The following is a 13,997-nucleotide window of genomic DNA, read 5'->3' as shown; positions in this document are numbered from 1 at the left end:
GGCGACTACTTGCCGGTGACGATGCCCGGGTTGATGCACAGTCCCGGCGAACTGCCGTGCTTGTCCGCGATCTCCAGGCAGCGGGTCACCTTGTCCACCGTCGCGTTGGTCTCGGTGACCTGTTTCTGGATCTCTGCGTTGAGGCGGTCCTGTTCGAGATTGCGGGTCTGCGCGAGCTTGTCCTGGAACGCCTTGATGTTCCCCTCGGTCTTGTCGTCGTGGTTGACCCGGGTGATGGTGACCGAGAGGATCTCGACGTCGTCGGTCAGCCGTCCCTCGGCGTTCGACTTGATGCTCGCCGAGAAGGGCTTGAGGTCGACGTTCAGGTTGCCGGTCTTCGAGTCGATGCGCTCCAGCGGGTTGTAGGTGGCGAAGGCGTCGTTGACCGCGCTGTCGAGTTGGACGCCTACCCGTTGTCCCCGGAAGCTCTCGAAGTCACCTTTGTAGTCCATGAACTGCTGCGGGGCGTTCTCGGGCCGTACCTGCCATTCGACGAGCACCTCCACGCACGCGTCCGCGAGGGTGCCGGTACGCACCCGTACGCAGTGCTGGTTGCCGATGTGGTCGTATTTCTGCCGCCCGGCGTCCCACTCGCCGACCCGCTGCCACGGGGTGACCCATTTGAGGCCGGAGCCGGTGACCTCACCTGTCGGTTTGCCGAAGCTGGTGACGATGCCCACTGAACGGATCGGTACCGAGTGGGCGCTCGACGCGACGGTGAGGATCGCTGTTCCGGCCAGGGCGCCGACCGCCGTCAGCACGCCGATCTGGCGTATCTGACGTTGGGGACTGAACAGGGTGATGGCGACGGCGACGACCGCGACGATCGCGGCGACGATGGCCAGGATGAAGCCGAAGGGCATGGCGTTACCTTTCCGAGAAACGACCTCGCTGAGTTGATCATCAACGTAGCGGTCCGGGTCAAGGGTCGTGACGAGCGCATCCGTGGCGGGGCTCGACGACGAATTCCCGGTGGAGACCTGTCCACTGGGAGGAAATCTGGTGTCTGGGATACCGATGCCGGCTGAGGTCGTGCAGGTCGCACGCAAACGCCTGACCGCCGCGGCCGAGGAACTCGACGGCAGCCGGATCACCGCGCTGGTTCTCGAACTGGCTGGGGAGTGGGGAGTGGCACGAGCCTGGGACGACGTCTGCGTGCCGGTACTCACGGCGTCGTACGGGCCCACCCCTGTCGGGATCGCCGTCGAGCACACCCTGTCCGGAGGCGTCCAGGTCGGTCTCGACGTGTTCCGCCGGTTGCCGGGTGTCGGCCTGCCCGCCGACGGCGGGGTGCTGCTGGCCGGAGCCGAGCGGGAGGAACACTGCCTCGGACTGCATGCCCTCGCTGCCGCGTTGCGTGAGCGCGGCCGGGACTGTCTGCTGGTCGGGCCGGCACTGCCGTGGCCGGCGTTGACCAGCGCCGTTCACCGGGCCCGGCCGCACACCGTCGTGATCTGGTCCCAGTCACCGGTCACCGGTCGGTCGTACCGCATCGGCCGCTTCGCCCGCGACTTCCCGACGATCCGGGTGTACGGCGCCGGGCCCGGCTGGGTCGAGCCGCTGACCCGACCCGTGACCCGGCTCAGCACGCTGTCGGCCGCCCTCGCGCAGCTGTGAAGCCTCCACCCCAGCGGCTGAGCGGAGCGGTCTGTCCGGTCAGCCGCCAGGGGCGCGCAGCCGGTGCAGACGCAGGGCCAACTGCACCTCGAGGGCCCGTTCGGGTCGCTGCCAGTCGGCACCGAGCAACTGTCCGACTCGTTCCAAACGCTGCGTGACCGTGTTGACGTGTACGTGCAGCTGTTCGGCGGCCCGGGCCAGGCCGCCACCCACCCCGAAGTACGCCTCCAGGGTCCGCACCAACGCGGTGCCCCGCCGGGCGTCGTACTCGATCACCGGCCCGATGGTCGCGGTGAGGAACCGGGTCACGTCGGTGTCATCTCCACCGTTGTCGACGGCCCCCAGCAGCAGCCCGACGAAGCCCAGCTCGGCGCTGCTCGCCCCCTGCCCGGCCCGGCCCAGCGCGCCGAGCGCGGTGAGGCAACGGTCCGCCTCCCGGAAGGCGGCGGCCAGCGACGCCGGGTCGGTCGCCGGGCCGCTCGCCCCGGCGGTGACCGGTCGACCGGTGATGCGGGCCAGGTCCCGGGCCACCGCCCGGGCGCTGCCACCCGCGTCCTGACCGGGCAGCATCAGCGCCACCCGGCCGTCCCGGGCCGCGGCCAGCCCGCCCCGGGTCGAGGCGTACGTGGTGGCCCAGGAGAGCACCCGCTGCCGGGCGGAGCCGGTCGCGGCGATGGCGTCGTCCCCGACGGCCACCAGCACGTGCGGGGCGTCCAGGTCCACGCCCAGCCGCCGCGCCCGGACCCGCAGCGCGTCGGTGTCGCGCAGGGGCCGGGCGATCAGATCGTCGAGCAGCTCGCCCCGGACCCGTCCCTCCGCCTCGGCGACGGTACGCCGGAAGAGCAGCAGCAGGGCGGTCGCCAGCGCCGCCCGTTCCAGGATCCGCTGGTCGGCGTCGGTCGGCTCACCATCGGGACGCAGCACCAGCACGCCCAGATTCTCCGCGCCCGCCACCACCGCGGCGTACCACAACCTGCCGCGGCGTACGCTGCGTTGCTCGGTTCGCGACGCCGCGACCGCCTCCCCGATCTCCGTCCGCTCCGGCTCGTCCATCTCACCGACCTGGGCCAGCCGTCGCCCTTCGGCGTCCAGCGCCAGCAGCGCGCCACCGAGCACGTCGGTGACCGCCGCGGCCACGTCCTCCACCCCGCCGCCGCGCAGCACCAGCGCGGTCATCCGGTCGTGCGCCGCAGCGGCCCGTTCCACCGAACTGCTGTGTGCCCGGATGGTGGTGTTCGCCGAAGACAGCTCCGCAAGCGCCGAGCGGGTCTCGGCCAGCAGCCGCGCGGTGTCGATCGCCACCGCGGCGTGGGCCGCCAGCGAGAGCAGCAGCGCCACCTCCTCGCGGGCGAACGGTCGGGCCGAGCGGTTGGCCGCGTAGAGCACGCCGATGCTGGTCGGACCGAGCCGCAGCGGTACCCCGAGGATCGCCACCAGCCCTTCCTCGCCCACCCCGGCGTCGATCTCCCGGGTGTGGTGGAAACGCTCGTCCTCCGGGTAGTTCGCGGTGACGTACGGGGCGCCGGACTGGGCCACCAGGCCGCCGAGCCCGGCACCCATGGGCAGCCGCAGCCGTTGGAACCGGGCCGAGACCGAGCCGTCGGTCACCCGCATGTAGGTGTCACCGCGCTCGGCGTCGTCGAGCGTCATGTAGGCGACGTCCGCGCCGAGCAGGTGCCGGGCCCGGTGCACGATCGCCCGCAACACCTCGTCCAGGTCGCGCAGCCCGGCCAGGTCGCTCACCGTGTCGTACAGGCCGGACAGTTCGCTCTCCCGGCGGCGACGGCGTTCCAGCAGTGCCCGTACCCGCAACGCCACCGTCTTGGCCTGCTCCAACTCGGCGAGGTGTTCGGCGGACGATCCGGCGGACCGGGCGGCGACCAGCGGCCCCTCGAACTCGACCGCGGCAGCCTCCCGGGCGAGTAGTTCCAGGAACTCCACCGGCGACGACATGACCGACATTCTGCTGGTGGTCGGCGTCAGTTCGCCGTCCAACCCCCGTCGAGGGCGATCGAGGCGCCGGTGAGGAACCCGGCCGGCGGCGAACAGAGGTACGCCAGCAGCTCTGCCACCTCCTCGGGCTCGATCAGCCGCTTGACCGCCGCGCGAGCCAGCATGATCTTTTCGATGACCTCGGACTCGGGGATGCCGTGGGCGCTCGACTGGTCGGCGATCTGGCTCTCCACCAGCGCGGTACGCACGTACGCCGGGTTGATGCAGTTGGCCGTCACCCCGTGCGCCGCCCCTTCCAGCGCCACCACCTTCGACAGCCCTTCGAGGGCGTGCTTGGCGGAGACGTAGGCCGCCTTGTACGGCGACGCGCGGAGCCCGTGCACCGAGGAGATGTTGACGATCCGGCCCCAGCCGCGCGCGTACATGTGCGGTAGCGCCCGCCGGATCAGCAGGAACGGTGCCTGCACCATCACGCGCTGGAGGTGATCGAACCGTTCGACGGGAAACTCCTGCACCGGTGCCACGTGTTGCAGCCCGGCATTGTTGACCACGATGTCGACGTCGGCGTCCAGCGCGTCCACCGCCGCCGGATCGGCGAGATCCATGCCCTCGGCCCGGCCGCCGGCCTCGGCGGCCACCAGCTTGGCCGCCTCGACGTCGCGGTCCACCACCACGACGATGGCGCCGGCTGCGGCCAACCGCAGGGCGCAGGCTCGGCCGATGCCGCCGCCTCCGCCCGTCACGAGGGCGGTACGACCGGTCAGGTCGACGTTCACGACGTGGGGGACCGCCACCGGTTCTGCCGTCATGGCGCATGAAGTTACGAGCTGTGTGGTCGAGCGCACATGGGATGGCAGCACATACTCCCATCGGACCGGGTGGGTGTCAGCTACATCCCGACGGGTGCACCCCGCCGGGCGGGTCGCCGCGCGGCACACCGTGCCGACGTGCCGACGTATCGGCGTGTCCCGCGGCGGCGTGTCCTGTGGCGTGGTCCGGCGGGAGCATCGGTAGGGTGTCGAACACACGTACTGGCTGGCGGTGGAAGGGGGCGGGGTGCGGGTGCTCGGCGTCGACCCGGGGCTGACCCGCTGCGGCGTCGGCGTGGTCGAGGGGGTGCCTGGACGACCTTGCCGGCTCGTCGCCTACTACGTCGTCTACACCGACCCGGCCGACGAGCTGCCCACCCGCCTGCTGCACCTGGATCGTTCACTGACCGAGCTGGTCGCCGAACACCGACCGGACAGTGTGGCCGTGGAGCGGGTGTTCAGCCAGCACAACGTGCGTACGGTGATGGGCACCGCCCAGGCCAGCGGGGTCGCGGTGCTGGCCGGCGCACGCGCCGGGCTGCCGGTGCAGACGTACACCCCGAGCGAGGTGAAGGCGGCGGTGACCGGCTCCGGCCAGGCGGACAAGGCCCAGATGACCGCGATGGTGACCCGCCTGCTGCGGCTGCCCGAACCACCCCGGCCGGCGGACGCGGCGGACGCCCTCGCGCTTGCCATCTGCCACGTGTGGCGCGGCGGCACCCGGTCGAAACTGGCCGCCGCGGCGGACCGGGTCAGACGAGGAGGAGCGAGATGATCGCCAGTGTGCGTGGCGTGGTGACCGCCACCGGGCCGGATCACGCGGTGGTCGAGGTCGGCGGGGTCGGTTTGGCCGTGCAGTGCGCCCCCGGCACCCTCGCCGACCTGCGGGTCGGTCAGCCGGCGCGGCTGGCCACCAGTCTGGTCGTCCGGGAGGACTCGCTGACCCTCTACGGCTTCGCCGACGACGACGCCAAGGCACTGTTCGAGTTGTTGCAGACCGCCAGCGGGGTCGGTCCGCGGCTGGCGCAGGCGGTGCTCGCCGTGCACACCCCCGACGCGGTACGCAAGGCCATCGCCAACGCCGACACGGCGGCACTGACCCGGGTGCCCGGTATCGGGAAGAAGGGTGCGGAGCGGCTGGTGCTGGAGTTGCGCGACCGCATCGGCCCGGTGTCGGTGGGCGCCGACGGTGCGGCCGGGTCGACCGGTGGCAGCTGGTCGGACCAGGTCCGTCAGGCGTTGGTCGGGCTCGGCTGGACGGCCGGTCAGGCCGATCAGGCGGTAGCGGCTGTCGCCGAGACGGTCGACGGCCCCACCCCGCCGGTGCCGGTGTTGTTGAAGCAGGCCATCCGGCTGCTGGGTCGTAGCCGATGAGCAGCGAGAACCTGGTCTCGGCGTACGTCGACGACGCGGAGCGGGACGCGGAGGTCAGCGTCCGGCCGAAGCGGCTGGACGAGTTCATCGCCCAGCACCGGGTCCGGGACCAGCTCGACCTGCTGCTGCAGGGTGCGATGCGGCGCGGCTCGCCACCTGATCACATTCTGCTGTCCGGGCCGCCCGGCCTGGGTAAGACCACCCTGGCCAACATCGTCGCCGCCGAGTTGGGGGCCGGCATCCGGGTTACGAGCGGGCCGGCGATCGAACGTTCCGGGGATCTGGCGGCGATCCTGACCAGTCTGGCCGAGAGCGACGTGCTCTTCATCGACGAGATTCACCGGATCGCCAAGCCGGCGGAGGAACTGCTCTACAGCGCGATGGAGGACTTCCGGGTCGACGTGGTGGTGGGCAAGGGTCCGGGCGCCACCGCCATTCCGCTCGATGTGGAGCCTTTCACCCTGGTCGGCGCGACCACCCGGTCGGGTCTGCTCACCGGTCCGATGCGGGACCGGTTCGGTTTCGTGGCCCATCTCGATTTCTACTCGCCGGAGGATCTGGAGAAGCTGCTGCGTCGCTCGGCGCGCATTCTCGGGGTGCCGATCACCGACGACGGGGCGACGGAGATCGCCGGCCGGTCCCGGGGTACGCCGCGGATCGCCAACCGCCTGTTGCGTCGGGTGAGGGACTACGCCGAGGTACGCGCCGACGGTGTCGTCACCGTCGACACCGCGCGGGCGGCGTTGACCGTGTACGACGTGGATGCGCTCGGGTTGGACCGGCTCGACCGGGCGGTGCTGACCGCCCTGGTGGATTTGTTCCGGGGTGGGCCGGTGGGCCTGTCGACGCTTGCCGTTGCGGTGGGGGAGCAGCCGGACACGGTGGAGGAGGTCTGCGAGCCGTTCCTGGTGCGGGCCGGGTTGTTGGCGCGTACGCCCCGGGGGCGGGTGGCGACCGGGGCCGCTTGGCGCCATCTGGGACGTACGCCACCGAATGGTACATTTGCCACGGAAGCTCCTCCCGCGCCCGATCTGTTCTCGCTGGACGGCGGCGAGCCGTGATCCGTTCGTGATCTGTGCCGCATTCGGCGTTCCCAGACAGAGCGACTAGACTCGCCGCGGTCTGTACAGGACGTTAGAATCCGCCTCCGTTGCGGCGCCGACGCGCCGTTGTGGCGGCCAATGGGAAGGTCGACAACCGTGCACTACGCAGCAGAAGGCGGCGGAGCGGGAGGCTTCACGCCGATCCTCATGATCGCACTGCTCTTCGGCGTCATGTACTTCATGATGATCCGTCCGCAGCAGAAGCGCCGCCGCGAGGCCGAATCGATGCAGGCCAACCTCTCGGTGGGCGACGAGGTGGTCACGATCGGCGGGCTCTACGGCACGGTCACCGGTGTCGAGGACGACAGTGTCCTGCTGGAGGTCGCTCCCGGAGTGCAGACCCGTTACGCCCGGCCGGCGATCGCCCGGGTGGTCACCCCGGTCGAGCGCCCGGTCGAGTCGTCTACCGAGGAGTCCGACTCCGTCAAGGACTGACGTCGAGTCCGGGGCGCAACACCGGTCGCCTGACAACCCGGCCGGGGCGTCCGGATGTGTCCCGAGCGGGTATCATCCCGCGCACTGTGCATTGAGACAATTGAATAGCAGGCCGACGCCGGGAGCCGGCGCGCCGGCTCGTACCCGGTCCACGCGGCGCGTCGACCGCCGAGGCGGCGGCGTTCCCCTGAGCGTCGGCGAAAGGCAGACCGTCGGCCGGGGTCGGCCGACCCGCCGTCGCGCCCGCGGCGGCGTGACCACAGGGAGACAGGACAGCCGTGGCACCACCTCAGGGACAGATGCGCCCGGGACGGCAGTTGGCCGTACTCGGGGCGATCTTCGTCGTCCTCTATCTTCTGGTGTTCTTCTCGGGCGGCGCCAGCGGTGGCTGGAAGGACCGGCTCGAACCCCGCCTCGGTCTTGACCTGGTCGGCGGCACGCGGCTCACGCTGGAGGCCACGAACACCCTTGACGGCCGCGCCCCGACCGCAGAGAACCTGGAGCGGGCCCGCCAGATCATCGAGAGCCGGGTCAACGCTTACGGCGTGGCCGAGGCTGAGGTGGTCACCGAGGGCGACCGCAACATCGTCGTCTCCCTGCCCGGCGAGAACCGCGAGCTGAACGAGGTCGGCAGCGCCGCCGAACTTCGTTTCCGCAAGGTGCTGCAGATCGCCGACGGCAGTGGCGCTATCCCGTCGCCGGCGCCGAGCGAGAGCCCGTCGGCGACCCCGTCCGGCTCCACGAGCCCCGGGGTCACCCCGTCGGGCACTGCGAGCCCCACCCCGGACGCCGCAGCTTCCGCCTCGCCCGAGGCTGGCGGTCAGGGGGGTGGCGCCCCGACCCCGTCGGCGACCCCGACGCCCACGCCGGCGCCGACGGCGGACGAAGAGGTCCCGCAGAGCATCGAGGAGCAGCGCCGGGCCGTCGAGCAGAAGGTCGGCGCCGAGGCGTGGGCCGCCGCGAGCGGGTTGCAGGCTCCGGCGGACCTGAGCGCCGACCCGACGCTCGCCGACAAGCTCAAGCCGTTCGCTGAGCTGGACGGCCGCGAGGTCGCGGTACTGCCGGCGCAGCTGCAGTTCAACGTGCCGACGATCAGTTGCGTCCAGCTCGACGACCGGCCGCCGGCGTCCATCTCCGACCCCGAGCAGCAGGTCGTCGCCTGTGAGGGCGGGTACGCCAAGAACCTGCTGGACGTGGCGAAGGTGCTCGGCACCGACGTCTCCGACGCCAACGCGGTGCGTGACCAGACCAGCCAGTGGGTGGTCAGCCTCAACTTCACCGGTTCGGGCCAGGACAAGTGGACGGCGTTGACCCGCGAGGCGTTCAACAACGAGGGGCAGGCGTGCGACGCGTCCGCGCTCGGTGACGAGGGCAAGTGCCGGGTCGCCGTGGTGCTCGACAATGAGATCATCTCGTCGCCGCAGATTCAGGGCGTGCTGACGGGCAACTCCCAGATCACCGGCAACTTCAGCAACGCCGAGGCAAGTGAGCTGGCCGGCTACCTCAGCTACGGTGCCCTGCCGGTGACCTTCGAGGCGCAGGAGCAGCAGAACGTCACCGCCACCCTGGGCGCCAGCCACCTGCGGGCCGGTCTGCTGGCGGCCGGCATCGGCATGCTGCTGGTCATCATCTACTCGTTCTTCTACTACCGCCTGCTCGGCTCGGTGATCTTCCTGAGCCTGATCCTGTCGGCGCTGCTGCTCTTCGGTGCCCTGGTGGTGCTCGGCCGGCAGATCGGCTTCACGCTCACCCTCGCCGGCATCGCCGGCATCATCGTCTCGCTCGGTGTGGCGGCGGACTCCTTCGTCATCTACTTCGAACGGCTCAAGGACGAGATCCGGGAAGGGCGTAGCCCGCGTAGCGCGGTGCCCCGGGCCTGGATCCGGGCCCGCCGGACGATCATCTCCGCGAACGCGATCACGATCATGTCGGCCCTGGTGCTCTACATCGTCTCGGTCGGTACGGTGAAGGGCTTCGCCTTCGCCCTCGGGCTGGCCACCGTGCTGGACCTGCTGGTGGTCTTCCTCTTCCGGCACCCGATCATGACGATGTTCGCCCGCACGAAGGCGTTCCTGTCCCCACGGGTCAGCGGCCTGGGCCGGGCACTGCCGGCCAGGTCGGAGCAGGCTGCCCCGTCCCGCAACCCGCGTGCCAAGGAGGCCTGAGATGGCTCAGACTGGTCTGGCAGCCCGCCTCTACCGGGGCGAGGCCGGCCTCGACATCGTCGGCCGGCGCAAGATGTGGTTCACCGTCGCCACCGTACTGGTGGTGATCGCGCTCGGAAGTGTCATCTTCCGGGGCTTCAGCCTCGGTATCGAGTTCGCGGGCGGCAATTCCTTCCAGGTGCCGACGAGCGTCGGCACCCTGGAGCAGGTGGAGCAGCGGGCCGGCGAGGTCCTGACCGGTCAGGGTGGCCGGGTGGTGACCACCCAGCAGGTCGGCGGGGGTGGCGGCGAGTTCTACGAGCTGCGCACCACGGAGCTCGACGCCGAGCAGGCCGAGGCGGTCCGGGTCGAGTTGGGGCAGGTGTTCGACATCGACCCGGCGGAGATCGCCAGCAACCGGGTCAGCGAGGCGTGGGGCAGCCAGGTGACCAACCGGGCGTTGCTCGGTCTGGTGATCTTCCTGGCGCTGGTGACGGTCTACCTGGTGCTGCGGTTCGAGTGGCAGATGGCGGTCGGGGCGATCTCCGCCCTGGTGATGAACCTGGTCCTCACCGCCGGGCTCTACTCGATCGTCGGGTTCGAGGTCACCCCGTCGACGATCATCGGTTTCCTCACCATCCTGGGCTTCGCCCTCTACGACGTGGTGGTGGTCTTCGACAAGGTGCAGGAGAACACCAGAGGGATCACCGCAAACAACAACCAGACGTACGGCGAGGCGGCGAACCTGGCCGTGAACCAGAGCCTGATGCGGTCGATCAACACCTCGGTGGTCGCCCTGCTCCCGGTCGGCGGCATCCTGTTCATCGGTGCCGGCCTGCTCGGCGCGGGCACCCTGAAGGACCTCGGCCTGGTGCTGTTCGTCGGTATGGCGATGGCCTTCCTCACCTCGATCACGCTGGCCACCCCGCTGCTGGTGGTGTTGAAGAACCGCGAACCACGGATCCAGGCACACAACAAGCGGGTGCTGGCCCGGCGGAGCACGGCCAGCCGCGGCGACACCCCGGCCCGGGCCGGTGGTGCGTCGGGACCGGCCGAGCGGGACGACGAACCGGTGGACGTGGAGGCCGGTGCCCTCGCCGGTGCCGCCGCGCCGAAGGTGGGCGCCCGGCCGACCGGCAAGCGTTCCGGCGGTGCCCGGGGCGGTCGTCCCGGTGGCGGTAACCGTCCGGGCGGCGGGAAGCGGCGCTGAGGACGCCTGGGGCGACCCGGTAGGAACAGTCGACGGCGGTGTCCTGCATGCTGTGCGAGCAGCGTGCGGGACGCCGCTGTCGTGTGGAAGGGATGCAGAACTGCCGTGACGGAGACCCACAGCGCCGGAGTACGCGGGGACAGCGGGCCGCAGATGGCCCGGCTGGTGGCCAGCCGGGTGCTCGACGTGCCCAACTTTCCCAAGCCCGGTGTCATGTTCAAGGACCTGATGCCGTTGTTCGCCGACGGTGACTCCTTCCGGGACGTGATCGACGGGATCGTCGCGTACCACGGTCGGGAGTCGTTCGACGCGGTGGTCGGTATCGAGGCGCGGGGGTTCGTGGTGGCCGCCGCGATCGCGTACGCGACGGGTGTCGGAGTGGTGCCGGTGCGGAAGGCCGGCAAGTTGCCTCGACCGGCCTATGCCGCCTCGTACGAGCTGGAGTACGGCGAGGCCACGCTCGAGGTGCACCAGGACGCCTTCACCGCCGGGCACCGGGTGCTGGTGGTCGACGACGTGCTGGCCACCGGTGGTACGGCGGCGGCCACGCTGGATCTGGTGGAGCGGGCGGGTGGCACCGTCGCGGGTTTCACGGTGCTGCTGGAGTTGTCGTTCCTCGGCGGGCGGGAGCGACTGGCCCCCCGTTCCGTACATGCCCTGTTGACCGTTTGAGACGACGTCCGCTCCGGACGGGCCGGGCACGGTCCGTCCGGGGGAGCGGCGCGGTACCCCCGGTGGGGGTAGCATTGCCCATTGCTGACCGGGCGGTTACCGCCTGAGCGGCGCTAGACCAGACCGGCCGGCGCACGGTCGGTGTCGTCCCGGCGAGGGGTGAGGAGGCCGGTGTCCCACGAGGTCGTTCCTCCGGTGGAGGGCACGGTGCATCCGACAGGTGACGCGGAGGGTTCGCTTACCGACCGTAACGGCGCCGTACCGGCGTCGGGTGGCGGGTCGGGCGCGGCATCGCAGTCCGGTGACACGGATCGGGTGGCCGTCGGCGCCGGGGACGCTGATTCCTCGGCGGCCGGTGGATTTGGTCTGTCCCACGCGCCCACCGGGCGCCGGGTGCGGGCGCGGCTCGCCAGGTTCAACGCGCCGTGGCAGTCGTCGCAGGTCAGCGAGGTCCTGGAGCCGCTGATCGCGTCACACCGGGAAAATCACCCCAAGGCTGACGCGAGACTGTTGCAGCGGGCCTTCGACACGGCGGCGCGTTGGCACTCCGGTCAGTACCGTAAGTCCGGCGACCCCTACATCACCCACCCGCTCGCGGTGGCGACCATCCTGGCGAACCTGGGCATGGACACCACCACCCTGGTGGCGGCGTTGCTGCACGACACCATCGAGGACACGGAATACTCCCTCGACCAGATGCGGTCCGACTTCGGTGGTGAGGTGGCCCTGCTGGTCGACGGGGTCACCAAGCTCGACAAGGTCAAGCTCGGTGACGCGGCGAAGGCCGAGACGATCCGCAAGATGGTCGTCGCCATGGCCAAGGATCCACGCGTCCTGGTGATCAAGCTGGCCGACCGGCTGCACAACATGCGGACGCTCACCTTCCTGCCCCGCCCCAAGCAGGAGCAGAAGGCGAAGGAGACGCTGGAGATCCTCGCCCCGCTGGCCCACCGGCTCGGTATGAACACGATCAAGTGGGAGCTGGAGGATCTGGCGTTCGGGACGTTGTTCCCGAAGCGGTTCGAGGAGATCAACCGGCTGATCGGGGAGCACCAGCCGCAGCGGGAGGCGTTGCTGCGGCAGGTGACGCAGAAGGTGCAGACCGACCTGAAAGCCGCGAAGATCAAGGCGGAGACGACGGGTCGGCCGAAGCACCTTTACTCGATCTACCAGAAGATGATCGTGCGAGGGCGGGACTTCAACGACATCTACGACCTGGTGGGTGTGCGGATCCTGGTCGACACGGTGCGGGACTGCTACGCGGCACTGGGGGTGATCCACGCGAACTGGCAGCCGGTGCCGGGCCGGTTCAAGGACTACATCGCCATGCCGAAGTTCAACATGTACCAGTCGTTGCACACCACGGTGATCGGGCCGACCGGTAAGCCGGTGGAGATGCAGATCCGCACGTACGCGATGCACCGGACGGCGGAGTTCGGCATCGCGGCGCACTGGAAGTACAAGGAGCACAAGGGCACCCAGATCGTCGGCCCGCCGGCCCACATCGACGAGATGACCTGGCTTCGGCAGCTGCTGGACTGGCAGCGGGAGGCCGCCGACCCGAGCGAGTTCCTGGATGCGCTGCGGTTCGACCTGTCCAGCCAGGAGGTGTACGTCTTCACCCCGAAGGGCGACGTGATCCCGCTGCCGACGGGGTCGACGCCGGTGGACTTCGCGTACGCGGTGCACACCGAGGTGGGGCACAAGTGCATCGGGGCACGGGTCAACGGCAAGTTGGTGCCGTTGGAGTCGACGCTGTCCAACGGTGACGTGATCGAGATCTTCACCTCGAAGTCCGACACGGCCGGCCCGACGCAGGACTGGTTGGGCTTCGTCAAGAGCCCCCGGGCGCGGACGAAGATCCGGCAGTACTTCAACAAGGAGCGGCGCGAGGAGGCGATCGAGGAGGGCAAGGACGCGATCGTCAAGGCGATGCGCAAGCAGGGCATGCCGTTGCAGCGGATGCTCACCTCCGACAACCTGATGGCGATCGCCCGGGACCTGCACCTGGCCGACGTGGCGTCGCTGTACGCGGCGGTCGGCGACAGTCAGGTCTCCGCCCAGTCGGTGGTGCAGAAGTTGATGGCCTCCTACGGCGGCGAGGAGGGCGCCGCCGAGGACATCGCCGAGACCGCCGTGGCGACCCGGCCGCCACGCAGCCGTTCCTCCAGCCACGATCCGGGTGTGGTGGTCCGTGGTGTCAGCGACGTGTGGATCAAGCTGGCCCGCTGCTGCACCCCCGTCCCGCCGGACACGGTTTTCGGTTTCGTGACCCGCTCCGGCGGCGTCAGTGTGCACCGCGACGACTGCGCCAACGCGCAGGACCTGCGCGCCCAGGGCGAGCGGGTCGTCGAGGTGAACTGGAAACTCACCTCCGCCTCGACGTTCCTGGTGGCGATCCAGGTGGAGGCGCTCGACCGGCACAAGTTGCTCGCGGACGTCACCCGGGTGCTCTCCGAGGAACGGGTCAACATTCTCTCCGCCACCGTCACCACCACCCGGGACCGGGTGGCGGTGAGCCGGTTCAGCTTCGAGATGGCCGACCCGAAGCATCTGGGTCACCTGCTGGCCGCGGTCCGCAAGGTCGACGGTGTCTTCGACGCCTACCGGGTGACCTCCGGCGCCTGAGCCCGCGCGAAGAAGCGCCCGCCGGCTGTCGTGCCGACGGGCGCTTCGGTGT

At 70.2% G+C, this 13,997-nt stretch carries 12 protein-coding genes; 9 read left to right on the top strand and 3 right to left on the bottom strand.

Annotation, left to right across the window (positions count from 1 at the left end; translation table 11 throughout):
• Positions 1-5: 5 nt before the first annotated feature.
• On the bottom strand, positions 6-863 hold the full coding sequence (locus HCA58_RS10025; protein ID WP_169597509.1) for an SPFH domain-containing protein: 858 nt from the start codon (positions 861-863) through the stop codon (positions 6-8).
• Between the two features lie 139 nt (positions 864-1,002).
• Here HCA58_RS10025 and HCA58_RS10020 point away from each other — a divergent pair, with 139 nt between their 5' ends.
• The gene (locus HCA58_RS10020; RefSeq protein ID WP_346775942.1) at positions 1,003-1,617 is read left to right on the top strand and encodes a transcriptional regulator; all 615 of its coding nucleotides are present in this window, start codon (positions 1,003-1,005) and stop codon (positions 1,615-1,617) included.
• Positions 1,618-1,656: 39 nt separating this feature from the next.
• Here HCA58_RS10020 and HCA58_RS10015 read toward each other — a convergent pair whose 3' ends face one another.
• Together HCA58_RS10015 and HCA58_RS10010 are read right to left on the bottom strand one after the other, a co-directional pair.
• Positions 1,657-3,579: a helix-turn-helix domain-containing protein gene (locus HCA58_RS10015; protein WP_169597508.1), complete on the bottom strand. Its 1,923-nt coding sequence runs from the start codon at positions 3,577-3,579 to the stop codon at positions 1,657-1,659.
• Positions 3,580-3,596: 17 nt separating this feature from the next.
• Positions 3,597-4,379: a 3-hydroxybutyrate dehydrogenase gene (locus tag HCA58_RS10010; protein ID WP_169597507.1), complete on the bottom strand. Its 783-nt coding sequence runs from the start codon at positions 4,377-4,379 to the stop codon at positions 3,597-3,599.
• Positions 4,380-4,626: 247 nt separating this feature from the next.
• Between HCA58_RS10010 and ruvC the strand changes: the two genes are divergently transcribed.
• From ruvC to HCA58_RS09970, 8 genes are all read left to right on the top strand, one after another.
• Complete coding sequence (gene ruvC, locus HCA58_RS10005) at positions 4,627-5,154, top strand: crossover junction endodeoxyribonuclease RuvC (RefSeq protein ID WP_169597506.1); 528 nt, start codon at positions 4,627-4,629, stop codon at positions 5,152-5,154.
• Positions 5,151-5,753: a Holliday junction branch migration protein RuvA gene (gene ruvA, locus HCA58_RS10000; protein WP_169597505.1), complete on the top strand. Its 603-nt coding sequence runs from the start codon at positions 5,151-5,153 to the stop codon at positions 5,751-5,753. Before ruvC ends, ruvA begins: the two co-directional genes overlap by 4 nt.
• On the top strand, positions 5,750-6,814 hold the full coding sequence (gene ruvB / locus HCA58_RS09995; RefSeq protein ID WP_169597504.1) for a Holliday junction branch migration DNA helicase RuvB: 1,065 nt from the start codon (positions 5,750-5,752) through the stop codon (positions 6,812-6,814). The genes ruvA and ruvB overlap by 4 nt, the downstream gene beginning before the upstream one ends.
• A 138-nt stretch (positions 6,815-6,952) precedes the next feature.
• Positions 6,953-7,291, top strand: coding sequence for a preprotein translocase subunit YajC (gene yajC / locus HCA58_RS09990; protein WP_346775941.1), 339 nt, complete (start codon positions 6,953-6,955; stop codon positions 7,289-7,291).
• A gap of 278 nt (positions 7,292-7,569) precedes the next feature.
• Positions 7,570-9,456, top strand: coding sequence for a protein translocase subunit SecD (secD, locus tag HCA58_RS09985; RefSeq protein WP_169597503.1), 1,887 nt, complete (start codon positions 7,570-7,572; stop codon positions 9,454-9,456).
• Between the two features lies 1 nt (position 9,457).
• Positions 9,458-10,645, top strand: coding sequence for a protein translocase subunit SecF (gene secF / locus HCA58_RS09980; protein WP_169597502.1), 1,188 nt, complete (start codon positions 9,458-9,460; stop codon positions 10,643-10,645).
• A 105-nt stretch (positions 10,646-10,750) separates the two neighbouring features.
• A complete protein-coding gene (locus HCA58_RS09975) occupies positions 10,751-11,317 on the top strand; it encodes an adenine phosphoribosyltransferase (protein WP_169597501.1) in 567 nt (188 codons plus the stop codon).
• Positions 11,318-11,512: 195 nt separating this feature from the next.
• Positions 11,513-13,945, top strand: coding sequence for a bifunctional (p)ppGpp synthetase/guanosine-3',5'-bis(diphosphate) 3'-pyrophosphohydrolase (locus tag HCA58_RS09970; protein ID WP_346775953.1), 2,433 nt, complete (start codon positions 11,513-11,515; stop codon positions 13,943-13,945).
• The last annotated feature ends 52 nt before the right edge of the window (positions 13,946-13,997 follow it).

Source organism: Micromonospora sp. HNM0581 (genome assembly GCF_012726175.1).
GTDB lineage: Bacteria > Actinomycetota > Actinomycetes > Mycobacteriales > Micromonosporaceae > Micromonospora.
This window is presented reverse-complemented; position numbering and strand designations above follow the sequence as displayed.